Annotated in this window: 17 protein-coding genes; 14 read left to right on the top strand and 3 right to left on the bottom strand. The window is 50.2% G+C overall.

Annotated features, from left to right (window positions below):
- Window positions 1–193: 193 nt before the first annotated feature.
- Window positions 194–1165 carry a calcium/sodium antiporter gene (locus DXV75_RS14625; RefSeq protein WP_115594177.1) on the top strand — a complete coding sequence of 324 codons (972 nt, stop codon included), beginning with the start codon at window positions 194–196 and terminating at the stop codon, window positions 1163–1165.
- On the opposite strand, the gene DXV75_RS17290 is transcribed toward DXV75_RS14625, so the two are convergent.
- Window positions 1162–1290 (bottom strand): hypothetical protein, encoded by a 129-nt coding sequence (locus DXV75_RS17290; protein ID WP_281268923.1) that lies wholly within the window; start codon window positions 1288–1290, stop codon window positions 1162–1164. The two genes, DXV75_RS14625 and DXV75_RS17290, sit on opposite strands and share 4 nt — an antisense overlap.
- 313 nt (window positions 1291–1603) lie before the next feature.
- Here DXV75_RS17290 and asnS point away from each other — a divergent pair, with 313 nt between their 5' ends.
- From asnS to DXV75_RS14580, 8 genes are all read left to right on the top strand, one after another.
- Entirely contained in the window at window positions 1604–3001 is a 1398-nt protein-coding gene (asnS, locus tag DXV75_RS14615; RefSeq protein ID WP_115594175.1) for an asparagine--tRNA ligase, read from the top strand.
- A gap of 329 nt (window positions 3002–3330) precedes the next feature.
- Window positions 3331–4473, top strand: a complete 1143-nt coding sequence (locus tag DXV75_RS14610) for a paraquat-inducible protein A (RefSeq protein ID WP_115594174.1) — start codon at window positions 3331–3333, stop codon at window positions 4471–4473.
- Window positions 4470–6125, top strand: coding sequence for an intermembrane transport protein PqiB (gene pqiB / locus DXV75_RS14605; protein ID WP_115594173.1), 1656 nt, complete (start codon window positions 4470–4472; stop codon window positions 6123–6125). The genes DXV75_RS14610 and pqiB overlap by 4 nt, the downstream gene beginning before the upstream one ends.
- Window positions 6112–6681 (top strand): PqiC family protein, encoded by a 570-nt coding sequence (locus tag DXV75_RS14600; RefSeq protein ID WP_181898442.1) that lies wholly within the window; start codon window positions 6112–6114, stop codon window positions 6679–6681. The genes pqiB and DXV75_RS14600 overlap by 14 nt, the downstream gene beginning before the upstream one ends.
- A gap of 16 nt (window positions 6682–6697) precedes the next feature.
- Complete coding sequence (locus DXV75_RS14595; protein WP_115594171.1) at window positions 6698–7798, top strand: GGDEF domain-containing protein; 1101 nt, start codon at window positions 6698–6700, stop codon at window positions 7796–7798.
- 115 nt (window positions 7799–7913) lie between these two features.
- The gene (locus DXV75_RS14590) at window positions 7914–9077 is read left to right on the top strand and encodes an efflux RND transporter periplasmic adaptor subunit (protein WP_115594170.1); all 1164 of its coding nucleotides are present in this window, start codon (window positions 7914–7916) and stop codon (window positions 9075–9077) included.
- Window positions 9074–12223, top strand: coding sequence for an efflux RND transporter permease subunit (locus tag DXV75_RS14585; RefSeq protein WP_115594169.1), 3150 nt, complete (start codon window positions 9074–9076; stop codon window positions 12221–12223). The genes DXV75_RS14590 and DXV75_RS14585 overlap by 4 nt, the downstream gene beginning before the upstream one ends.
- 110 nt (window positions 12224–12333) lie before the next feature.
- Complete coding sequence (locus tag DXV75_RS14580) at window positions 12334–12834, top strand: GNAT family N-acetyltransferase (RefSeq protein WP_115594168.1); 501 nt, start codon at window positions 12334–12336, stop codon at window positions 12832–12834.
- A gap of 21 nt (window positions 12835–12855) precedes the next feature.
- Here DXV75_RS14580 and DXV75_RS14575 read toward each other — a convergent pair whose 3' ends face one another.
- Window positions 12856–13476 (bottom strand): TetR/AcrR family transcriptional regulator, encoded by a 621-nt coding sequence (locus tag DXV75_RS14575; protein ID WP_115594167.1) that lies wholly within the window; start codon window positions 13474–13476, stop codon window positions 12856–12858.
- Between the two features lie 142 nt (window positions 13477–13618).
- Between DXV75_RS14575 and DXV75_RS14570 the strand changes: the two genes are divergently transcribed.
- The 3 genes from DXV75_RS14570 to DXV75_RS14560 all read left to right on the top strand — a co-directional run bounded on the left by DXV75_RS14570 (window position 13619) and on the right by DXV75_RS14560 (window position 18957).
- Window positions 13619–14692, top strand: a complete 1074-nt coding sequence (locus DXV75_RS14570) for an efflux RND transporter periplasmic adaptor subunit (RefSeq protein WP_115594166.1) — start codon at window positions 13619–13621, stop codon at window positions 14690–14692.
- Window position 14693: 1 nt separating this feature from the next.
- Window positions 14694–17729: an efflux RND transporter permease subunit gene (locus tag DXV75_RS14565; RefSeq protein ID WP_115594165.1), complete on the top strand. Its 3036-nt coding sequence runs from the start codon at window positions 14694–14696 to the stop codon at window positions 17727–17729.
- Window positions 17730–18240: 511 nt separating this feature from the next.
- A complete protein-coding gene (locus tag DXV75_RS14560; protein WP_115594164.1) occupies window positions 18241–18957 on the top strand; it encodes a hypothetical protein in 717 nt (238 codons plus the stop codon).
- Between the two features lie 108 nt (window positions 18958–19065).
- On the opposite strand, the gene DXV75_RS14555 is transcribed toward DXV75_RS14560, so the two are convergent.
- Entirely contained in the window at window positions 19066–19716 is a 651-nt protein-coding gene (locus DXV75_RS14555; protein ID WP_115594163.1) for a sulfotransferase family 2 domain-containing protein, read from the bottom strand.
- Between the two features lie 1142 nt (window positions 19717–20858).
- Here DXV75_RS14555 and DXV75_RS14550 point away from each other — a divergent pair.
- Together DXV75_RS14550 and DXV75_RS14545 are read left to right on the top strand one after the other, a co-directional pair.
- Entirely contained in the window at window positions 20859–23255 is a 2397-nt protein-coding gene (locus DXV75_RS14550) for a TonB-dependent receptor (protein WP_115594162.1), read from the top strand.
- A 47-nt stretch (window positions 23256–23302) separates the two neighbouring features.
- Window positions 23303–23443, top strand: coding sequence for a response regulator (locus DXV75_RS14545; protein WP_245953246.1), 141 nt, complete (start codon window positions 23303–23305; stop codon window positions 23441–23443).
- Window positions 23444–23565: the final 122 nt, after the last annotated feature.

Genomic DNA, 23565 nt, shown 5'->3' with positions numbered 1-23565 from the left:
CGTTCCCGCCGCCCCCTTAGCTGTAGGCAAAAACGCCGGGGTTGAGGCCGGTGGATTTGTTGCGAAGTGTACGGTAAATGTAAAAAATGCATACTGTATTAAGCAAGCAATTTTTTAATCGTTACGATGAGGGAAAGTCATCTACACTTAGGCTTAACGCCGTCAATAACCCCCTTATCCAAAAGGAGTTTTTATGGTCCTAGCAAGTATCTCCATTCTCGTTGGTCTGCCGGTTCTATTGTGGAGTGCGGGCAAATTTGTAGGCGGGGCTGCGGGGGTAGCCAAGCACTTTGGAATTTCCCCACTGGTCATTGGCATGGTGATCATTGGCTTCGGCACCTCTGCTCCGGAAATCATCGTGTCGATATTCGCCGCCATACAGGGTAATTCAGGCATTGCACTGGGTAACGCCTACGGCTCAAACATCGCCAACATTGCGCTGATTCTGGGCCTGACTGCTCTGATCAGCCCCATCGCTGTGCGCTCGGAGATCATTCGTCGAGAATTGCCCATTCTGCTTGGAGTGACCTTCATCGCCGCATGGCAATTGCTGGACTACAACGTCTCCAAAGACGATGCATTTACGCTTACGGGGCTGTTTATCCTGTTGATGGCCTGGAGTATCTGGCAGGGCATGCGGGGGGACAACGACCACCTGGCTGAAGAAGTGAATGAGGAAATCAACGCTGATGACAGTACGGTTAAAACCAATCTCATCTGGTTACTGGCCGGGCTGGCTCTGTTGATTGCCAGTTCCCGCATTCTGGTCTGGGGGGCGGTGGAAATTGCCACCCACTTTGGTGTCAGCGATACCATTATCGGCCTGACCATCATTGCCATTGGCACCTCTCTGCCTGAACTGGCTTCCTCCCTGATGGCAGTGCGCAAAGGCGAACACGATCTGGCTCTGGGGAATGTGATAGGTTCTAACATGTTCAACACCTTTGCAGTGGTCGGTATTGCGGGCCTGATTCAGCCCATGCAGGTAGAACCGGCTTTCCTGTACCGTGATGTGACCATGATGGTGGCTTTAACAATTGCCCTGTTTGTATTTTGCATCGGCCTCAAGGGCCAGGGGCGGCTGAACCGGCTGGAAGGCGGTGCCTTTTTGCTTATTTATCTGGGCTACACCTATTACCTGGTAACTCATGCCTTTGTGGATTAGGCCAGCGGGAGTGACAACATCAACAGACCAAATAGACATGCGCCTCCCAGCACAAACAGGTTAATACCAAAATACTCTTTGCGCCGACTGTCCACCAGTCGGCTGCGTGTTGTTTTCTTAAACATTTGATTCAATCATCTCTGGAATCCACTTGCTGGATGAGTATACTACCTGCCTATTGGATTTCTCACCCTGCAATGGCAAACGCTGAGGGCGTTGAGACAGCAGGGGCGGCACGCAACGCTGAGGACACCCGGATTCCGTCTGAGGTAAACCGGCAGCTCTCCTTCAGCGTTCCTTCTGTGCTGTTCAGAATACAGCCTCTGCTCAGCGTATCGGCAAGACAATCCTTAGGCAGTATTGGCGAGATGCACCGACACACAGAGTGTGCGAAGATGACTCGCAATCTTGAGAATAAGTTTAAACGGAGAAAGTAAAATGACGCATACGCCCGTTGTCGACGTGCTCGTTGGTAAGCACGCAGTTGGCGAAACGGTGACAGTGAAAGGCTGGGTTCGTACCCGTCGGGATTCCAAAGCCGGCTTGTCCTTCATCGCTTTACACGATGGCAGTTGTTTCGACCCTGTACAGGTCATTGCGTTAAATTCTCTGCAAAATTACAGCGACATTCAAAAGCTGACCGCGGGCTGCTCACTTTCCGTGACCGGTCAGGTAAAAGCGTCAATGGGTCAGGGTCAGGCACTGGAAATCGAAGCGCAAAGCATTGAGATTGTTGGCTGGGTGGAAAACCCGGATACCTACCCTATGGCAGCCAAACGCCACAGTATCGAATATCTGCGTGAATTCGCTCACCTGCGTCCTCGCACCAATGTAATTGGCGCAGTGACCCGGGTGCGTAACTGCCTGTCACAGGCCATTCACCGCTTTTTCCATGAACGTGGATACCTGTGGATCAGCACCCCCATTCTGACCGCCAGTGATACCGAAGGTGCCGGCGAAATGTTCCGTGTTTCCACTCTGGATATGATGAACCTGCCGCGTAACGACAAGGGTGAAGTGGATTATTCCGAAGACTTTTTCGGCAAGGAAACCTATCTGACGGTATCCGGACAACTCAACGTTGAAACCTATTGTGCCGCGATGTCAAAGGTGTACACCTTTGGCCCCACATTCAGGGCAGAAAACAGTAACACTTCCCGCCATCTGGCTGAATTCTGGATGATCGAGCCGGAAGTGGCGTTTGCCGATCTGTCTGACGTTGCAACACTGGCGGAAGACATGCTCAAGTATGTATGTAAAGCCGTACTGGAAGAACGGGCAGACGACATGGCGTTCTTTGCCGAGCGTGTTAAAAAAGATGTCATTACCCGTCTCGAAGCTCTCGTCAATTCAGACTTTGTGCGCATGGATTACACCGACGCCATTGAGATCCTGAAAGCCAGCGGCAAACAGTTTGAGTTTCCGGTTGAATGGGGTGTCGACCTGTCCTCCGAGCACGAGCGCTATCTGGCCGAAGAGCACGTTGGTGCGCCTATCATCATGCAAAACTACCCCAAGGACATCAAAGCGTTCTACATGCGTATCAATGACGACGGTAAGACCGTTGCCGCTATGGATATTCTGGCGCCGGGCATTGGTGAGATCATTGGTGGCAGCCAACGTGAAGAGCGCCTGGATGTGTTTGATCAAAGGCTGGAAGAAATGGGTCTCAGCAAGGAAGATTACAGCTGGTATAGAGACTTGCGCCGCTATGGTACCGTTCCCCATGCAGGCTTCGGGCTGGGCTTTGAGCGCCTGGTAGCGTACGTTACCGGTATGCAGAATGTCCGTGATGTTATCCCCTTCCCGCGCACGCCAGGTAACGCCAGTTTCTAATTACTGAATACTGTTCAGAACGCCGGCATTTTGCCGGCGTCAGAGTGTTGATAAAGCCCCGCTTTTCACGCGAAACACTCTGCAGACTGGAGACAAACGTAGCGAGCGAAGAAAGTGCAAGGAAAAAGTCGCCGAAAAACCGCAGTTTACAAATGGTAAATGAGGATTTTGAGAAGACTTTTGACGCCGCAAATTCAAGCGCAGTAGTTTGTCATCAGGCTGACGCCGGCATTTTGCCGGCGTTTTTGTTTGCCACTCACCAACAGCGTTTGTTCCCTGGCGGATTTCGAGTATTCTATACACTGATGAGCAGGCGGTCAGTGAACTGAATGGAGCAACAACAAGCAACTCAAATTGTCTGTGAGCAGTGTCAGCACACAACCACCATTCCGGTTTTACAGCACCGCCAGCGTGCAGTGTGCCCCCAGTGCGGTCATACACTGCTCACATTCCGCCATAATGCCATCGAAAACACCCTTGCTTACAGCCTGAGCGCCCTGGTATTTATGCTGCTCTCGCTGCCTTTCAATTTTCTGAGTTTTCGTGCCAGTGGTCAGCAACACACAATTAACCTGCCCGGTGGGTTGAAAGTTCTGATCGAAAATGACTACCTCTCACTTGCCATCATAACAGGCCTGGCAACGCTGGTGTTGCCAGGTACCCTGCTTATCGGTCTGATTTGTCTGACTCTCGCGTCCCTCTACAATTATCGCCCGCCCTTTCTCAGGCGGGTCCATTTATGGGTAACACGCCTTATGCCCTGGAGTATGGCGGAAATTTTTCTGGTTGGAACCCTGGTCAGCCTGACAAAAATAACCGCGATGGCAGAAGTCAGCATTGGTATGTCTTTTTACGCCTTTATTGGCTTCACTGTGTGTATGACCGCCAGCCTGTTCTACTTCGACCGGGACCGGATGGCACTTTGGATTTATGAGGGAAATCCGCCTGCTCCGGCACCTTTGAGTGCGCAGGCGGCCTCCTACAGCATCCAGCGCACATGGGCGTTACTGGCTACCGCCACACTGCTCTATATACCGGCCAATATGCTGCCCATCATGCATACGGAATACTTCGGCCGGGACGAACCCAGCACCATTGTAGGAGGGGCCATAACACTCTGGCAGTCAGGCTCCTATCCAATCGCACTGGTGATCTTGTTTGCCAGTGTCGCAGTGCCTGTGGTAAAAATTCTGATTCTGGCGTGGCTTAATTTCAGTGTCCAGCAAGGGCATCTGTATTCGCAGAATTCGCGGATCCGCTATTACCGGATCACCGAGTGGATTGGCCGATGGTCGATGATTGATGTGTTTGTGGTCGCCATTCTGGTCGCACTGATCCAGCTTGGCAACGCAATTTCCATCTACCCCGGCCCCGCCGCTCTGGCATTTTGTGCAGTGGTTTTTATTACCATGATTGCCGCCATGAGTTTTGATTCCAGACTGATTTGGCTGAGCAGGAAGCAGTATCAATGAACAATCAGGCAACCATAAAGCCAACCACAAGAGTATCCAAAGTCTGGCTGGTACCCATTCTTGCCATACTTATCGGTGCCTGGATGCTCTACTACCAGTGGAAAAACCAGGGCCCGATGATCACCATTGAAGTCAGCTCTGCGGCCGGTATCGAAGTGAACAAAACGCCGATTAAAATCCGCGACCTTGATGTGGGCCAGGTCAAAAAAATGGAATTAAAACCGGACTTGGACGGAGTACTGGTAAGCGCCAGAATCGACGCCAACGCCGCCCATCTGCTAAGAGAAGACACCCAGTTCTGGCTTGTCTCCCCGCGCATCACCTTTTCTGAAGTGTCGGGGTTAAATACACTGCTTTCCGGTAGCTACATTGCCATGTCAGCGGCAGAAAGCGGCGGTGAAAGATACCATTTCAGTGCGCTCGACAGGCCACCTGCTACTCCACCGGGCACACCAGGCCTGCATTTGCAGCTTACCAGCAACGACGAATTCGCTTTCAAACCAGGCGACCCCATTATTTACAAGGGGTTTAAGGTAGGAGAATTTGAAGATTCCGAATTCGATATCGAATCCAGGGTCGTCAACTACCGGGTATTTATTGAAGCGCCCTACCACCAGCTAATTACCGTAAATACCCGATTCTGGAATGTCAGTGGAATTACCCTTAGCCTCGCCTCCAGTGGAATAGAAGTGCAAACCGGAAGCCTGGAAACGCTGCTGGCAAACGGCATTACGTTTGGAATTCCAGACGGAGTTCCCCGTGGTGAAAAAGCCCCGAACAATGCCAGCTTCACCATTTTCTCGAACAGGGAAGCCGCCTCTGACGCCCGTTATACATTATCCGCACGTTATCTGTTGATGATTGATGAAACCGTGCGAGGCCTGACCGTCGGTGCCCCGGTAGAATATCGTGGCATAGAAATAGGCGAAGTCCTTGCCATAAACTATCGTGGCCCTGACGATGGAAATATTCTGTCTGAAAATTACCCTATCCCGGTTCTTATCCATATCTACCCCGGCAAGGTTCAGCAACCGGATACTCCTGAAGGCCTGAAGTTCGTTGAAACCACCATGCGTAAATGGATTGCACAGGATCTGAGAGCCACATTGCGAATGGGCAACATTCTCACAGGCGGGCTGTATGTGGATTTACAACACATTAAAGACGCTCCTGCCTCCCAGTATGCCTCGCTTAACGGCCTCGATGTCATCCCAACGGTGTCCAACGAATTTAACCAGCTAACCCAGAAAGCCGATGCCATCCTTGACAAGATAAACCGTTTGCCACTGGATACCCTGGTCGAAGATATCCGCCAGGTTGTTGCCGACATGGAGGACGCGGCCAATTCAGTTGACGAGGCAAGCCTCAGCTTTGACGAACTGCTGGCTGGAATAGACAGCACACAAATCAATGCCAACCTGAACCAGTTACTCGCCAATACCGATCAGTTAGTCCGGCACTACAGCGAAGGGGGGTTAAGTCAGTCAGAAATCAGAGACACCGTAAACGCCCTGCAGGATACCCTGCGGAGTTTACAACCCCTGTTGTTGCAATTAAACGAAACGCCCAATAGCCTTATTTTTTCAGAAAGCCGACAGGATGACCTTCAACCCAAGGCGAAGACTCAGGGGATTTTTGATGATCTTCCGTAACCTGCTTTTGAGCGTAGTACTATTCGCTTTGTGCGGTTGTGCAAGCAAGGCACCCAGTTTTCAGTACTATGTTCTGCATCAGCCCGAATCTTTGGCGGCCACTCCTGCAACACCGAATCAGTCAGTTATCCTGAATTCCTTGCAGTTGCCGGACTACCTGAAACAGCGGGGTCTGGTCATGCAGACCAGTGCAACCCAACTGCATTTTTCAACTCTCCACCTCTGGGCTGAGCCACTTGACAACGGAATGACTCAGGCTCTGAGAAACAGCCTGATGGAAAATTCAGGTGTGCTGATTGCGCCACTGGACATGGCAGAACTCAGTTCCGCCACCAGAATAACGGTTTTAGTGGAGGACTTTGTTGCAACCCACAACGGCGAAGTCGTACTGAAAGGACAATATTGGTTAACCTATCCTTCTAAGTCTCCTCAGGTTTTCTTATTTGACTTTCGTCTTCCTCTCACACAAGATGGGTTTTCCCATGCCGTTGAGCAAATGCGGAAACTGGTAGATACGCTTGGCCAGGACATAGCCAGGCACCTGAGTGAGCAGTAAATGACGAGAAATAATCATGAAGGCAGCTTTAATCAGTTCGCTGCTTGAGCAAGGATGCAGCCCGGATTTTGACGAGGAAACCAACAGAAAAATTCTGGTGGTTAATCTTTTTGCTCTCGTAGGCATCATGCTCACTTCCATCCTGGGACTACGGGCACTGCTGGGTCAGGAATACCCTCTGGCCGGTTCATTATTCATTGCTTCCATCTTTTTTGTGCTGGCACGGCAAATTCAGCTGGTTTACAACAACACGGTCGGTCGCCTGATCGCGGTTAATTTGCTGCTGGGCTGCCTGATGGGTTTGATGGCTTATCTTGTCGTAAGTGGCGGAAAGAACAACACCGGTCCGCTATGGATTTATGTAGTGCCGCCGGTAGCCATGTTTTATGCCGGCGTCACGCGGGGTTTGATGACCGTGGGGGTGTTTACCCTCATGATAAGCCTGCTGATGTTTTTTCCTAATGATGCACTGTTGCTCACGTCCTACGATCAGGACTTTAAAATAAGATTGCTGCTGTCATTTTTGACAGTCACTTTTCTCTCTGCTTTTTACGAATACAGTCGCCAGAAAACCTTTGATACGGTTCAACAACTGAGTGAACAGTTTGAGCAGCAGGCACTGCATGACCCCCTTACCCGCCTTCCTAACCGTCGCGGGATCCAACAACAGTTAACCCAGGAGCTGGCGCGTCTCAGACGCAACGGCAGACCCTTCTCCCTGATCCTGGCCGACATTGATCATTTCAAAAACATCAATGACAACCACGGCCACAGCAACGGCGACGAAGTTTTGCGCAGAGTATCAGGGATATTCCAGAACCGTCTGCGTGGTCTCGACATGGTAGCCCGCTGGGGCGGTGAGGAATTTTTAATAGTGGCTCCGGAAACACCGGAATCAAATGCAGAAGCGCTGGCAGAAAAAATTCGCACCTCTCTGGCCGAAACGCCCATTGTTCTGAATGGATTTCCCATCAAGGTGACCGCAAGCTTCGGCGTTTGCGAGGTCTCAAAAGACGTGGAACTGGAGCGGGCTTTGACCCTCGCGGACAAAGCATTGTACAAATCCAAGCAAAATGGCCGCAACCGAGTGACCTGCGCAGCGGTTACCAGCGAATAGGAACCTGTAATGCCATGGCAAAAAAAGATTACAGTTCGTTACAATTGGAATCGTTTTAAACCCCAAATCCCCTGTATTATTACCCTCAACAACCTGCAATTTAAAAGTGTCAGTTATGAAATGGATCAAATACGCTGTACCCTTCGCCATCCTGGGCCTGGGCTATGCGGGCATGAAAGGCATTGAAGCCTCCGCAAATGACGATATCATTCAGGAAAAAGTCGATACACGACCAACAGTTACGATAGAACACCTCGAACCGGAAGACTTTACGGTTCAAATTGCCTCCTACGGCGAAGTGCAGCCCTTAGAAAGCACCCGAGTGGCAGCCCAGGTTGCCGGGGAAATTGTCAGCTGGAATCCCAACTTTGTTCCCGGCGGATTGGTGAAACGTGGTGAGTTGTTATTTTCCATCGAAAAGGACAGTTACGAAGCGGCTTTGTTGCAGGCTGAAGCCAGTTTATCCAATGCGCAAGCTTTACTTATCGAAGAGCGGGCCAGAGCACAGGTCGCCCGCCGTGAAGCAGCATCTCTGCCATCCGAACGGGTAACGGATTTATATCTGAGGAAACCTCAGGTACTCAGTGCCGAGGCTGCCGTGAAATCGGCCGAAGCCATGTTGCGTATTGCCAAAAGGGATTTGCAGAACTGTGACGTTACTGCCCCATATGATGCACTTGTTGTCAGCCGTGAAATTGGCGTAGGCGATTTTGTCAATGTGGGGACCAGCGCGGCTGTTCTGAACAACATAGAAATGGCCGAAATCAAGTTTCCGGTAGCTGGCTTCGACAGCGCGTTTTTACCCGAATCCATTCAGGGCAAAGTTCTTAACGTTCAGCTTGATGCGCATGGTCAGGCCGTTCGTAAAGCTACCATTCACCGGGATCTGGGCATGGTTGACCAGGCCACCCGCATGATTTATCTGGTAGCCCGCATCAACGACCCATACAGCCTGCGCAGCAGTGAACCCGCAACCCGATTTGGCACTTACGCCACAGTTACCTTTGCCGGAAAAACCTTGGAACAGGTGTATCGCGTTCCCCAGGAGCTGATCACCCGCAGAACCCTGTGGACACTGGACGACGAAGATAAACTGGTATCACAAAAAGTGCAGGTTATTCGTGAGGAAGGGGGATATTTCTACATTCGTGGTGACTTCAACAGCGACCGTGTTGTGATGACCTTGCCGGAATATCCACAGCAGGGCATGGCAGTAAAAGTGCTTGAGAACAGCAATGAGCTGGTTGCCACAACCACCCTGAGCGGTAACTCCCAATGAATCAGGAACACAACACCCATACCGGCATCATCTCGTGGTTTGCCCGCAATTCTGTAGCAGCCAACCTGCTAATGATCTTTATCATCGTTATGGGCATTGCCGGCTACTTCACTATCCAGCGCCAGATGTTCCCGAACATTGAAATCAATTACATCCGTATTTCTGCCCAGTACCCTGGCGCTTCTCCGCAGGAAATAGAAGAAAGCATACTGGTTAAAATTGAGGAATCACTCAAGGACGTAACCGAAATCAAGCGCACTGTGTCACGTGCGTTTCGCAACAACGGTCAGGTCACTCTTGAAATCGATACCGATGAAGTGCTCACCGACGTGCTGGACAAAGTAAAGCTTCGGGTCGACAGTATCGCTACCTTCCCTGCCGGTATGGAACCGGTGACCATATCCCAGATCGAATTCAAGCAGGACGTTATTGAGATGCCGCTGGTGGGCGACATTCCGCTTAGCGAATTAAAGCCTCTGGCCAAGCAGGTGGAAGACGAGCTGTTGCAACTGGGCACTGTCGCTCTGGTTGAAATGTCTGCCCCGGACGACGAAATTGCAATTGAAATCAATCCGGAAATGCTGCGCAAATATAATGTCAGTATTGATGATGTCAGCAAAGCCATTCGCAACTACTCAGCCAATATTTCTGCCGGACAATTGCGTACGGAAGCCGGGATCATTTCGGTGCGGGTTGAAAATCAGTATTACTCTGGTGAAGAGTTTGCCGCCATTCCCATCAAGTTTGGTGAATCGGGAGCCCGGGTACTATTGTCAGACGTGGCAACCATCAAAGACGGCTTTACCGAAGGCGAGCGCTATTTCAAGTACAATGGCAAAAACGCCATCTATATCTCCGTCAAAGCCACCAAATCCCAGAACATGATACCGGTTGCAGAAACGGTAAAGGCGTATATCGACCAGCGCAACCAGACACTCCCGGCTGGAGTTGAGCTGAAAATTCTGGTGGACATGACTTACTACCTCAATGCCCGTCTCGACATGATGCTGAAAAACCTGCTGCAAGGCGCCATTCTGGTTGCGCTGATGCTCAGTCTGTTCCTTCGCTTCCGGCTGGCGTTCTGGGTAATGCTGGGGCTGCCCATCTGCTTTTTGGGCGCAGTGATGATGATGCCCATATTTGGCATCAGTATTAACATCCTCTCCCTGTTTGCGTTCATCATGGTTCTCGGTATCGTGGTAGACGACGCCATCGTTATCGGCGAAAGTGCCTATGCCGAAATTGAAAGCAAAGGCGGAGGCATTGATAACGTCATTATTGGTGCCAAACGGGTTGCCACACCGGCAACATTTGGGGTATTGACCACCATAGCTGTATTCGCACCCTTTACACTCAGCAGTGGCCCGGATGGCTCTTTTTTCTACAACATTGCCGTGGTTGTGATTCTTTGCCTTGCGTTCAGCCTGATTGAGTCAAAGCTGATACTCCCAGCCCACATTGCTCATACCCACTTTGCTCCGGTGAAGGAAAACAGTTGGCGGAACAGATTTAACAAGCGTTTCTATGGTTTCGTAAACGGCCCCTATCGCAATCTGGTACAGACTGCCCTTGTATGGCGCTGGGCCGTTTTGATGATATTCGTTGCCCTGCTGATGCTCAGCTTCGGACTCATCAACGCCAACCAGGTGCGCGTTGTTCCCAACCCCAAGGTGCCACACGATTTTCCCAGCGTGAACATCGAAATGAACGAAAATGCGTCCGACACTGCCGTCATCACTGCGCTTCAAGTCATCGAAAGCACTATTATGAAAATCGATGAAGCTACGAAAACGGAAGAAGGTCAGGGCATGATCAGAGATGTACTGGCCTTCAATGAGGACCGCACCCGCGGGCGCATAGTGGTGCCACTGGTGCACGAAGATGAACGCCCCTACAACACTTTTGAACTTGCACGGCGCTGGCGTGAGGCCATTCCAGAAATCCCGGGAATGAAATCCATTACCGTCCAGGACGATGTTAATGGTCAGCGTGATGATGGCGAGTTCGGCTACCTGCTGTTCGGCCCCGACATCGACACCCTCAATGCTGCAGGGCTTAAATTCATTGAAATGCTGCAACAACAGCCCGGCCTGTTTGATGTCAGCTCAACTATTGACCCGGCCAGCAAGGAAGTTCAGTTGACACTGCGTCCGGTGGCCTATGATCTGGGTTTAAACCTCGCGGACGTTGGTCGCCAGGTTGGCGCCAGTTTCTACGGTGGAGAAGCCCAGCGTGTGATCCGTGACGGTGAAGAAGTCCGGGTTATGGTGCGCTACCCGGACCTCACCCGCGAGCGGTTTGCCGACCTCAAGTACACAGTGATTACCACACCGGACGGCCAGGAAGTAATGCTGGGTGATGTGGTCCAACTGGTTGAAAAGCCAGGCATAAGTTTTATCCGCCGCGAAGGCGGATACCGCAGCGTGTATGTTTGGGGTAACATCGATGAAGAAACAGTCGAGCCTAACGAAGTGGTCAGCCAGATTGATGAAAAACTGCTCCCTCAACTTAAAGAGGCCTACCCTTCTGTAATGACTGAACTGGGCGGTGACATCGAAGAACAGCAGGCACAACAGAATGAGCAAATGCTGTTCTTTATGGCGGCAATGATTCTGGTGTACATTTTACTGGCCGTTCCACTGAAAAGTTACGGTCAGCCTATCATTATCATGTCAGTGATCCCCTTTAGTCTCACCGGGGCCATTTGGGGCCACTTTTTCATGGGCCTCGACATGAGCATGATGTCAACCTTTGGTTTGATAGCGGCAGCGGGGGTTGTTATCAATGACTCACTGGTAATGACCGACTTTGTCAACCAGCGCCGCGCTCAGGGCTACAGTATCCGGGATGCCGTATCCGAGGCTGGCTGTGCCCGTTTCCGCGCCATCACGCTGACGTCAATCACCACTTTTGCCGGTGTACTACCGATCATGTTCGAAACCAGTCTGCAGGCTGCTTTTGTAATTCCAATGGCCGTTGCGCTGGGCTTTGCGGTTCTGTATGCCACCCTGGTAACGCTCGTGCTGGTACCCTGCCTGTACTTGATACTGATTGATTTGGGAACTCCTTTCCGCTGGATTAAAACCCACGTTTTTGCCAGCAGGAACAAGGCTACCGTCACCAGTCAGCCTGTTTCAGAACAATAATCTGAAAGTGAGGGGCGTGACAGCCCCTCGCCCCACCACTGCGACGCGACTGTCGTTGGCCCACTCCGGAATCTTGTTTATACTGCGGGTTTTCATGCTATCAGCGGAACATGCCTATGCTACATATCCGTCCGGCCACACCCGAGGACGCTGGCCAAATTCTCGACTTCATACTGGAACTGGCAATATACGAGAAAGCCCGCCACGAGGTAGAAGCGACCGTAGAGGACATCAAAGCTTCCTTATTTGCCCCCAATGCAACTGCTCACTGTGTGATTTGTGAAGAAAGCGGGCAGGCCATTGGCTTTGCCGTTTACTTTTACAACTATTCCACCTGGCAGGGTAGAAATGGCGTGTATCTGGAAGATCTGTACGTTTCACAGCAGCATCGTGGAAAAGGCGCAGGCAAGGCCCTGTTGCACTACCTTGCCAACCATGCGGTTGAACACAACTGTGGTCGGTTTGAGTGGAGCGTTCTCGACTGGAATACCCCGGCAATTGAATTTTACCAGTCCCTGGGAGCCAAGCCCAAAGATGAATGGATTGGTTACCGCTTAAGTGGTGACGCACTGAATCAATTTGCGGCCATACCCACCAACTATTCGGTGTGAGCAAGGGGTTATTCAGCGCTTCTATTCGGGCCGTTCCACCGCATAATGACTCAGAAATAATGCAGCGGTGCGTTCCGCAACCCGCTGCTTCGCCTCCTCACTAAGAGGGGGTTCGAGCTTAAGCAGCTGGGGCCAGAAACAATGCCCCCGCACCAGACACCCCAATTCCTTGATACTTGCCTGCAAATCGTCCATCACCAGACGCCCGTCGTCCTGGGCACACTTAAGCCATTTGTGCAGCACAGTTTCCTGAGCAGTAAACTGACAAATCTCATCGCGCAGTTTGTCGGTTTTATAAAAAAAATGCCCAAAAGCAACCCGCGCCAACTCCAGATATTCATCGCCGGTAAATAAATCAATCTCTATACGCAGCAACGCCTGAAGCTGCTGTTGCAGCGGTTGTACTGAGGAATAACTGGCCGCAACACTGAGCATGGTTTTGCTCCACAGTTCACGAATGAGATACATCACCAGTTCTTCCTTGGTGCAGAAGTGATTGTACACCGTGCGCTTTGACACCTGCGCAACCTGGGCAAGCTTATCCATGGTAGTGCCGTTCACCCCATAGGTCTGAAACGCCTGCTTGGCAGCGTTAATAATGGCTTCCCGTTTAATATCACTGCGCGTGCGGTGTGGTTTCATAAGCGCCCGTATCCTTTGTCTTTCCCATTCATTTTACACTCCAAAGTTTACTTTTCAATTGACCACCAATAAAATGCACTAAGCAGTTTACTTTTTTATGAGGCTGCGTTTTCAATTGCGACCGTACACAAGGACACGCTTCATGATATCCAAATACAAGCTGAGACAAGCGGGATGGGCTTCGGTCTGCGCTCTGTTACTTGCCGCCTGTTCAGAAAAAGCAAGCCAGCCAATCGCCGTCCAGGAACCAAAATTCGTAAAACTCACTGAAGTGCAGGAAGTTCCGGCTTTGGACGAGTTTACGTTCCCAGCCGCCGTTTCAGCGGTGAAAACCGTAGACTTAAGCTTTGAAGTCTCGGGCCGCCTGGTGCAAACCGATATTGTGGAAGGCAGTGATGTCCGCCAGGGGCATCTGTTGGCAACTATCGATCCTGAGCCATTTGAGCGCCGGGTAGCAGAACAGCGTACGCGATTGAACCAGGCCAGAAGAGAGCTGGACAGAATTGAACGGATGTTTGCCCGGCAACTGGTTTCCCAAAGTGTCCTGGACAGCACCCAAACTGCATTTGAACTGGCAGAAATTGATTTGAAAAACGCCCAGCAGGATCTGGGGTACACCCGCCTGATCGCCCCGTTTAACGCCAAAATTTCACGCAGGCTGGTAGAAAACAACAGCGTTGTCAGTGCCGGCACTCCTGTCGCCCAGTTGCAGGACCTTTCAAAAGTTTATTTTAATATCAATGTGCCAGAGCGCCTGCTGACTGCGAACATTGGCCGCGGTATTGCACGTGCCGAAGCAAGGCTCATCAACCAGCCTGACAACTGGTTCAGCGTGGAATATGTAGAACACCGCACCCAGCCAGACCCGATATCACAAACCTACGAGGTGGTCTTCGCCATGCAACCAAATGCACAGTTGCGTGTCACCCCTGGAGCCCGGGCAATTGTGAGGGTGAATCTTGCAGGAACACCCTACACCGAAGGATTGGTTGTACCAATCACTGCCCTGGTTGGCGACAAGCAGGCCGGCTTTAAAGTGTGGAAATATCAGCCTGCAAAAGGTGTGGTTCAGGCGGTTGACGTTAATGTGGTGCATGTAGAAGAAAACCTGGTGGTGCTTCTCAGTGAACTCAATGCGGGTGATCGCATTGTGGCCGCCGGTGCATCCCTGATGCGTGAGGGGCTTCAGGTCAAGCCATTTGAAATGGAGCGCTGAGATGGACATTGCAGGTTATTCCATTAAGCGGCCCGCCAATATCTGCCTGATGGTCATCATTATGTTGCTTGGAGGTGTAATTGCCCTGAGCAACATCGGACGCCTGGAGGACCCGGCCTTTACAATCAAAAAAGTCCGGGTAATTACCGCCTTTCCCGGTGCCAGTGCCGAAAAAGTAGAACAGGAAATTACCGAACCACTGGAGATAGCCATTCAACAAATGGCCCAACTGAAAGAACTGAGTTCAGTCTCCGCACCAGGGCGCTCTGAAATTACTGTGGAAATGAAAAGCCACTATGACTCCAGTGACCTGCCCCAGGTTTGGGATGAACTGAGAAAACGGCTTCGCGACGCCAGTAGCTCCCTGCCCATGGGAGCCAACGAACCCAAAGTATACGATGACTTTGGCGACGTTTTCGGACTCTATTACGCCCTGAGCGCACCGGATTTCAGCCCCCGCGAGTTGCGTGAGTTTGCCCGCGTGATCCGCCGGGATCTGCTCACCACCGAGGGGGTTGCAAAAGTCAGCGTGAGTGGTGTTCGGAAAGAGCAGATTGTAGCCTATATTGACCCTTATCAACTTGCCGGGCTTGGCCTTTCATTTCCCGAGCTGACTCAACTGTTCCGGGACAATTTGCGCCCTTTTAACGGAGGCCGCATTCGCATTGACGACAAAAGTCTGCGATTAATCGTGGAACGGTCTCCTGACAAACTCGACGAAATTGCCAATCTCTCAATGGTGGTGCCAGGTACCAACCGCTCACTGCGCGTCGCCGATGTCGCTACCCTGAAATTGGAGCCAGCTGACATACAACCGGTTCTTATTCGCTACAACGGCCACCCTGCTCTTACAATTGCGGTTTCCGCTCTCCCGGACGTCAACATTGTGGAAGTCGGCCAGATGGTCAGCACCAAAACCGAAAAACTGTTACAGCAGTTACCAATGGGGATCACCCTGACGCCAATCTATGATCAGGCCCAGGTAGTGGATGAGTCTGTCGACGGATTTGTGCTCAATCTGGTGATGTCTGTTCTGGTGGTCACGTTAACACTGTGCCTGTTTATGGGCTGGCGTTCCGGCGTGGTCGTTGGTGCCGTGCTACTCGTCACAGTGATGGGTACCATTTTGCTCATGTGGCTGATGAACATACAATTGCAGCGTATCTCTCTGGGTGCCATGGTCATTGCTATGGGTATGCTGGTTGACAACGCAATTGTGGTTGCTGAAGGCATGATGTTACAGATGTCCAGAGGTAACTCTGCCAAACAGGCCGCGAGCTTCATTGTTAAACGCACTCAGTGGCCATTACTCGGTGCAACGGTAATCGGCATTGCCGCCTTTTCCGGCATTGGGCTCTCGGATGACTCCACCGGAGAATTTCTCTACTCGCTGTTTGCAGTTGTGCTTGTATCACTGATGCTCAGCTGGGTTCTGGCAGTAACCCTGGTTCCGGTGCTCGGGAAGTACTTTTATCAGCAGGGGAAATTGAGCGACCAACAACACGGGCAAACCCGAATGGAGATGTTGTTTACTCAACTGCTGACAAAAACTCTAAAGCTGAGATGGATGACCATTGCTGTTCTGGCCACCATTACCCTGGTTGCCTATGGGAGTTTTGGCAAAGTTAAACAGGGGTTTTTCCCCCCATCCAACGCCCCTATCTTCTTCGTTCACTACTGGGGGCCACAAGATCGCGATATTCGCGCGACTGAATCATTTGCCAAGCATTCAGAGCTCCTGCTTATGGAACACCAGCAGGTCTCAGCAGTTACTACAGTAATCGGACAGGGAGCAGAACGCTTCACCCTGACCTATGGACCCAAAAGTCACAACGAAAACTATGTGTTTTTTATGGTCAGGGTAAACGATAAATCGCAAATCCCGGAATTGGCAAAGGAGTTGGAAAGCAGCATGCCGGCACTTGATCCGGATGGCAGCTTTTACATTGAACGCTTGCAGTTCGGCCCAAGTAACGGGGCTAAACTGGAAGCACGTTTTTCCGGCCCTGATGCTGAAAAGTTGCGGGAACTGGCATCAGAAGCAATAACGCTGATGCATCAGGATGGACAGATAAAAGACATTCGCCATAACTGGCGGGAGAAGGGGCTTGCACTCAATACGCAGTATGACGACTTTAATGCCGGTATAGCAGGCGTATCTCATGCTGATTTCAGCCAAACCATACAGTATGCCAGCAGTGGTCTCCTGTTGGGGAGCGTACAGGATGGCGATTACGCCTACCCCATTCTGGCCCGTATGGCGCAGCCTGAACAATCGGCAATCCAGGCAATTCGGGACAGTCAGGTTTGGAGCTCTCAACAACGCCAGTATGTGCCGTTTGCACAGATATCTCAGGGCCTGGCACTGCAGTCTGAAGAATTACGCATTCACAGGTTGAACCGAGTTCGAACCATCACTGTTATGGCCGAGCCTGGTTTAACGGAAACCGCAGGTCAGGCTTTGGCGCGTATTCGCCCGGTATTGGAAGACATTTCCCTGCCTGATGGCTACTCTCTGAGCTGGGGCGGAGAACTGGAAAGCTCGACAGAAGCGCAACAGGCCCTGGGTGCAGGACTACCGGCAGGATTTCTGGTCATGTTCATTATTTCAGTATTGCTGTTCGGGCGGGCTCGTCAGCCGCTAATTATCTGGCTGGTGGTTCCGATGGCTGTGGTGGGCGTAGTTTCAGGCCTGCTGGCTACAGACATGCCTTTCGGATTTATGTCGCTGTTGGGCTTCCTGAGTTTGTTTGGAATGCTGATCAAAAACGCCATTGTACTTATTGAAGAAATAGACTTGCAGATAGAAGAAGGCTCTCCGGCAAAACTGGCGATTGTAACTGCGACATTAAGCCGGGTACGTCCGGTAGGCCTTGCCGCCGTTACCACGATCCTTGGGATGGCCCCGCTGCTTTTCGACGCATTCTTTGCCGACATGGCAGTTACCATCATGGGCGGCCTGGCATTTGCCACCCTGCTGACTCTGTTTGCAGTACCTGTTTTGTACAGCCTGTTGTTTCGGGTAAGCTATCGATAAATTTGCAGTAGTGGTCCGTTTTCAAATGCGCAAAACCACTACCTACCATCGAATGGCAAATACTTGCCACCGTTGTGGGGTTGTTCCTCAACCTGGCAGCACAGGTAAGTTTGTCATTCCCCATCTTCCCGTCCGCTGATGAATCGGGCCGCGTTGTGCGGCCCTGCCTGTTCAATTTTTTCCAGTCAGTCTATGTCCAGCACTTACCGCAGTCGGTAAGTGCATTTTTTATATAGTAAAGCCGTCACAAAACTGTCATATTTATCTTAGGTAACTGGAATTATTGGGTTTCTCACCTTGAAGGACATTGGGGTTGGAGGCGCTTAAATCCTTGCAATCCAAAACACCTTCAGAAGCTCAGTCGGTTGCGTTCAAAAAGCATCTGAGCAGGCAGTTCTGTAAGTTAAGAATTATTGAAGTCATGTAAGCAGAGAGCGTATTCAACATCAGTTAAACAGCTCAAAAAAATCATAAAAATCTTAGTAAAACGGATAGAATTAAGAGGCAAACAATGATTTTTACATTCCCCCCAATAAAAATATTCAAACTACACATCACCATAATCGGGCTACTTTTGTTGGCGAATATCGCGGGTATCGTTATCGAGCACATGTTACATATTGGCGCTTTGGACCATCTGGTTAAGCTGTTCAATTTCAATACCGAATCCAACGTCCCCACTCTCTTTTCTTCGTTCATGCTGATAGTGTGCAGCATCGTGCTCTGTTTCATTACAGTGGGCAGTAAAAAGTCAAATGCTGCGTACTTGCCCTGGCTTGGACTTTCATTGATCTTTCTGTACTTATCCATTGACGAAATCTACAGTATCCATGAGCGGTTTACCGGGCTGGCCAGAATGTATTTCGAACCCAAAGGGATACTGTACTACACGTGGGTCGTTCCTTATGCTCTACTGCTGTTAATTTTTGTATTTACCTATTCAAAATTCCTTCTGAACCTACCACGCAAGATCATGGGCCTTTTCATTTTCTCGGGCTTTATATTCGTATCAGGTGCTTTGGGTTTCGAGTTGCTCGGGGGGAAACAGCATGACTCAATGGGCAAAGACAATCTGCTGTATTCACTGTTCTACACATGTGAAGAATTACTGGAAATGCTCGGGGTTGCAGTATTTTTGTACTCCTTGCTGTTGTATATCATCGAAGAGTTCAAATCACTCAATATAACCGTGGCAGATAAGCTGCAATCACCGCAACTCAACGGGTAGCCTGTCTTTGTATCACAATACAAAGACAGTTCGGGCCTGGCTGAAAAGGGCTCAAAAACACCTGCATGATATACCATGCAGGTGCCCCCTGAATTTAAACGCCCGCCGCTAGAACGAATAACCAAAGCGGTTGAATTCATACGGATACAAATGCTCTATTTTGTCCTTTAGTTCGTCGTCACAGTACTTTCTGTACTTATTTCGATTTGCTGAAGCATTAAGGTGTGGAATATCGTCCTCTGAAATGGATATATTCAACTTTTTCAGGAAATTGGGTAATTCCGTCTTTAAATTTTCATACATCAGAATATCATCGACGAGAAAATTTCCCTTTTCATCGCACAAAAACGCTTCCAGCGAGGTTGGCAATCTATCCTTGGGGTCAAGCGTCATAACGTAATCTTTGAAGGATAATGGGCTTGTTACCGCATTTTTGAATTTTCTCAATATATTCCTGAGATCGTGACCACTAACTTCCCCCCGAATTTTTAGATAATGATGGTAAAGGGAAACCACTCTGTCGTATGGATTCCGCACAAAGCAGAATTTATGGTAGCTGTCCCAGTCCCATCCGCGCTGTTCAAAAATACGTTTTAGCTCGAGTGCGGAGATATGATGATAAAACGGAAAATCTTTTGTTATTTCAGAAACGTGAACGCTTGAAATATCTGAATACCTGTCCAAAACGTTTCTTACTGTAGTACTGCCAGTTCGGGGAGTCGCGAAAAATATGAATTTATGGGAGTGTGAAATTCTCATGTTACGTGAACCTTGTCGATAGATGAATGATGTACCAAAGCAGCAGTTATCGATTTACAGGAAGATGTGGCCAGAACGGTCACTGGTCAGCGCAAAAAGGAACAGCAGATTCAAGCAATCTCTCCCGGGTTTAAACCAATATCCCGCAAGTATCCTTAATGCATCAAACGGAAATTCACGGCCTTGTGAACAGGACATTACCCGGGTGGTTACTCTGCCTGGCCAATTTTGACCAAACGCTCAGCGCACATCGCCTTTATCAAACAAAAAGACTATGAGCCCATGGGCATAAAGCCCTATTCGCACCATCCTTGGTTCTGTCGTAGCACTGATTTCTTACTCGAAATGAAAAATCTGGCAGTATGAAGAAAGTGAAAGTTAATCCCTCAACAGGCCTGTGTATTCAGAACACACAGGAGCGGGCGGGAAGCAAACCACCCTACACTCTGATTCTAGAAGGATATGCGCAAAAATCGAACTTTTGACAAAAAAAGAAAAAATCACAGGGGGAAACGACACTTCTCCAAACTGCAAAATTTTCCCATTACGACTACTTCTATCTCTGATTCTTAAACAGCGAATGGCAAATTACCTGAGAAAATGGGTGCCGGCAACATCTGAAAGAAGAGGCATTTACGCACCATACCCCTAATATTTCCCCCTACCCGGCTGTCGTTACACCATGCCAGGCATAAGTGACTCACCCTCGCGCCCCCGCGTGCTCTTCTCACGGGGAGCGCACGTTCGCCCAGCCCGACTAGCGCAAAGCGGCGGAATGGTTTGGCAGAAACACCTCTAGTATGGTGCCGTAAAATCAGTGGTGCGACTTGACTGCAGTGCCAACCAACTCAGGCCCCGGGTCAATACATTGACCGAATAGACTTACCACCACCCCATTAGCAATGGCAGAAGATACTGAGGATGTTCATCTGGTGTATCAGCCTCTGTTCGAACGGCCTGAGATAAAAATTAAAATGTGCTGTTTGATGAACCGCTCCATGCTTATTAAGGCCCACTCCCCCGGTCCTACCAAACAACTTACTCAACCTTCATATTTCAGCGACGTTTTAGCGACATTAACGCTGCTAATATTGCTGTGTTGGATCAATTTAATTCGGTGAATTCGATGAGGGAGGAGCATTATGAGCAGTCTGTTGAACAACAAAACGAAAGTATCGTGGATTACTGTGGCAGTGCTGCTGATTGGTTTTTGGTTGCCAGCCCGCGCTGCAGAAGCACCCGGTGGAATAACGATACTTGTAAAAGACCAGGTAACTGACCGAGCAATTTCATCTGCGCTGATCACAATTACGGAGCGGGAAACCCATTCTACCCGAAGCGTAGAAACCGATTTAAAGGGTCGCGCCATCGTTGAGCAACTTGATCCTGGCCTGTATTCAGTAAATGCAGCCAAAAACGGGTTCGCATCCTCTTATGAACCAAGCTTACGAGTGATAACACGCAAAAATATACAAATTGAATTCGAACTGCTCAGAGAAGCATCAATCGAAAGGGTGGTAGTTCGTGCGCGGCAGGCGGATGTATTTGCATCAGCGTCCAGTACCTATATCAATAGAGAAGAATTGCGAAGTGCCGTTGGCGGCGGTGCTGATCCGCTGCTGTCGCTGGATGGTTTACCCGGCCTCGCGTCCACCGGTGAATTTGCAAGCTTCAGCGTACGCGGTCGTGGCCCACGAGATAATTTGTTGTTCGTGGATGACTTTCCGTTCGATAAGGCTGTGCACTTTGATGCAACTCTGGGTGAAGAGGAAGATGTTGGTGGCGGCGGCCGCTTCTCGATTTTCGCACCCAATGTCATCAGTGGGGCAGAATTCTCACCAGGAGGATGGGGGCCGGCATATGGCGGCCGCACGGCATCACTGCTTAAACTGGAAGTGGCCGGAGGCAATCCAGGCCCTTCAGCAAGTCTGCGCCTTGACCTTGCGGGCTATGAAGTAGGTTACGACGGCCCTGCCGGTATCACGGAAGACTCCACGGTACTCGTGTCTGCCCGACGCCTGGATTTTGGTGCATTATTTGAAACAATTGAAGAACTCGACATTGGTGAGCCCGTGTTAAGAGACGTGATCGTAAAATCGGTGATACCCGTCAACCAGAACCACACATTCGAAATTTTGCTGCTGGATACACACGAAGACTATACCCGTGGCGTGACTCACGTTTTTGCTTCACCCAATTTCGAAGATGCCGCGCTGCTGGATTTCGAACAGGACAGTGATTTATACGGTCTGACTTTGCGATCTTTAATTGGTGATACTGCGGTCTGGACCAACAAGGTTTACTACCGCAATAGCGACAAGCTCAGCTCTGAAGGCGAAGCTTTTCCCGATCTTGTCCCTCCAGGATCTCCGGCGTCCAGTTTCCCGGTGCGGGAAAACATCATTACCATCGGTGAGGGTGAGAAAGAATTCGGCTGGCGAAGTGACTTCGAGACGCTGAACCGATGGGGCGTATTCAGTGCAGGTATTCAGGCAACGCAAATTGAATTGGAGTACTTTACCGCTCTGGACGGCGACTGGAACCGATACGTCTATGACGAAGACGACTACAGACCCAACCCCGACCAGCGGTTCATTGTACTGACTCCACAAGACACCAACGCGTCACTCAACCAGAAGGAAATAAGCTATGCTGGTTACGTCGATCAGGTTTTTGAACTCGGAGACTGGGATATTCGCACAGGCCTGCGCCTTGAGAGAGACGGGTTTGCAGACGAAAACATTGCCTCGCCCAGGTTCAGCGTCAATTGGCGGCCTGGTAATGAAGTGCGGTATTTTTTTACCGCAGGGCTTTTCCACCAGTCTCCACGATATCTTGATCTTGCCGCTAACGAGGCGAACGAGCTTAAAACCGAAAAAATTACCCACAGCAGTGTCGGCTTTGAATATGTTTTAACCAATAACTGGTCTTTGTTAACTGAAGCCTATTTTCAAAATCTGGACAACCTGGTAGTAGACCTCGACAGGGTAAGCGGAACCTTTGCCAACATGGGTGACGGCACATCTTACGGCATCGATATTGTAGTCAACGGCACGATCCGCGAAGGCATTTACGCAACTGCAACCTACTCGTATAACGACATTGTCATAGATCGGAAAGACGGTCGCGGCGAGGTAGCCGCTGACTTCAGCCGCGAACACGTCGCAACCCTTGGCCTGACCTGGGAGATCAACGACCACTGGAAGGTTGCTGGTCGCTATAAGTTTTTGTCCGGTCGGCCAGATGAAGAATTTGTTATTCATTCAGACGTGTTGGGGCCAAATCAGCCTCTGCGGTACTCCAAGGAGATCACAGCACGAAATGTCGGTCGCAAAAGCAGTTACAGCCTGTTGAACCTTCGCGTTGACTATCGGCGTGCGTTTGGCCCTGTCGACGTCACCGCCTTTCTCGATGTCATCAACGTAACGGAGGCATCGTCTAGCGACGACACCGAATTTGACTACCGCCGGGGCGTTGAAGTGGTTGACGATAGCGAAGCCGAACCATTGATTGGATTGCGATTGGACTATGCCTGGTGATCACAAACATGCATGATAGGCAGGAGCCTGATAAGGGAGATCAGCCGTTGGCAAAAGAACTGAGGGAAGCGCCAATCTGGGCCTTGATTGTCGAAGATAACCGCGACATTTGTGAGAATATTGCCGCGTATCTTGAAAAGCACAACTACCTTCTGGATTTTGCCTACGACGGCATCAGTGCTTTGTAGTGGTCAAGTAATTTTGGCCACATCGTTGTAGCTATTCCAGTAACGTTTCTCCGATTCATTCGGTGTTAAACCACCGTTGTATGAATGCGGTCTCAGTCGGCTGTAATAGCCATGAATATAAT

Source organism: Alteromonas aestuariivivens (assembly GCF_003367475.1).
Lineage (GTDB): Bacteria > Pseudomonadota > Gammaproteobacteria > Enterobacterales > Alteromonadaceae > Alteromonas > Alteromonas aestuariivivens.
Note: the sequence above shows the minus strand (reverse complement) of the source record. Positions and strands in the feature narration are given on the sequence as shown.

Coding starts and splice junctions, on each gene's coding strand:
- DXV75_RS14625 (WP_115594177.1), top strand. CDS start 194: ATGGTCCTAGCAAGTATCTCCATTCTCGTTGGTCTGCCGGTTCTATTG.
- DXV75_RS17290 (WP_281268923.1), bottom strand. CDS start 1,290: ATGTTTAAGAAAACAACACGCAGCCGACTGGTGGACAGTCGGCGCAAA.
- asnS (WP_115594175.1), top strand. CDS start 1,604: ATGACGCATACGCCCGTTGTCGACGTGCTCGTTGGTAAGCACGCAGTT.
- DXV75_RS14610 (WP_115594174.1), top strand. CDS start 3,331: ATGGAGCAACAACAAGCAACTCAAATTGTCTGTGAGCAGTGTCAGCAC.
- pqiB (WP_115594173.1), top strand. CDS start 4,470: ATGAACAATCAGGCAACCATAAAGCCAACCACAAGAGTATCCAAAGTC.
- DXV75_RS14600 (WP_181898442.1), top strand. CDS start 6,112: ATGATCTTCCGTAACCTGCTTTTGAGCGTAGTACTATTCGCTTTGTGC.
- DXV75_RS14595 (WP_115594171.1), top strand. CDS start 6,698: ATGAAGGCAGCTTTAATCAGTTCGCTGCTTGAGCAAGGATGCAGCCCG.
- DXV75_RS14590 (WP_115594170.1), top strand. CDS start 7,914: ATGAAATGGATCAAATACGCTGTACCCTTCGCCATCCTGGGCCTGGGC.
- DXV75_RS14585 (WP_115594169.1), top strand. CDS start 9,074: ATGAATCAGGAACACAACACCCATACCGGCATCATCTCGTGGTTTGCC.
- DXV75_RS14580 (WP_115594168.1), top strand. CDS start 12,334: ATGCCTATGCTACATATCCGTCCGGCCACACCCGAGGACGCTGGCCAA.
- DXV75_RS14575 (WP_115594167.1), bottom strand. CDS start 13,476: ATGAAACCACACCGCACGCGCAGTGATATTAAACGGGAAGCCATTATT.
- DXV75_RS14570 (WP_115594166.1), top strand. CDS start 13,619: ATGATATCCAAATACAAGCTGAGACAAGCGGGATGGGCTTCGGTCTGC.
- DXV75_RS14565 (WP_115594165.1), top strand. CDS start 14,694: ATGGACATTGCAGGTTATTCCATTAAGCGGCCCGCCAATATCTGCCTG.
- DXV75_RS14560 (WP_115594164.1), top strand. CDS start 18,241: ATGATTTTTACATTCCCCCCAATAAAAATATTCAAACTACACATCACC.
- DXV75_RS14555 (WP_115594163.1), bottom strand. CDS start 19,716: ATGAGAATTTCACACTCCCATAAATTCATATTTTTCGCGACTCCCCGA.
- DXV75_RS14550 (WP_115594162.1), top strand. CDS start 20,859: ATGAGCAGTCTGTTGAACAACAAAACGAAAGTATCGTGGATTACTGTG.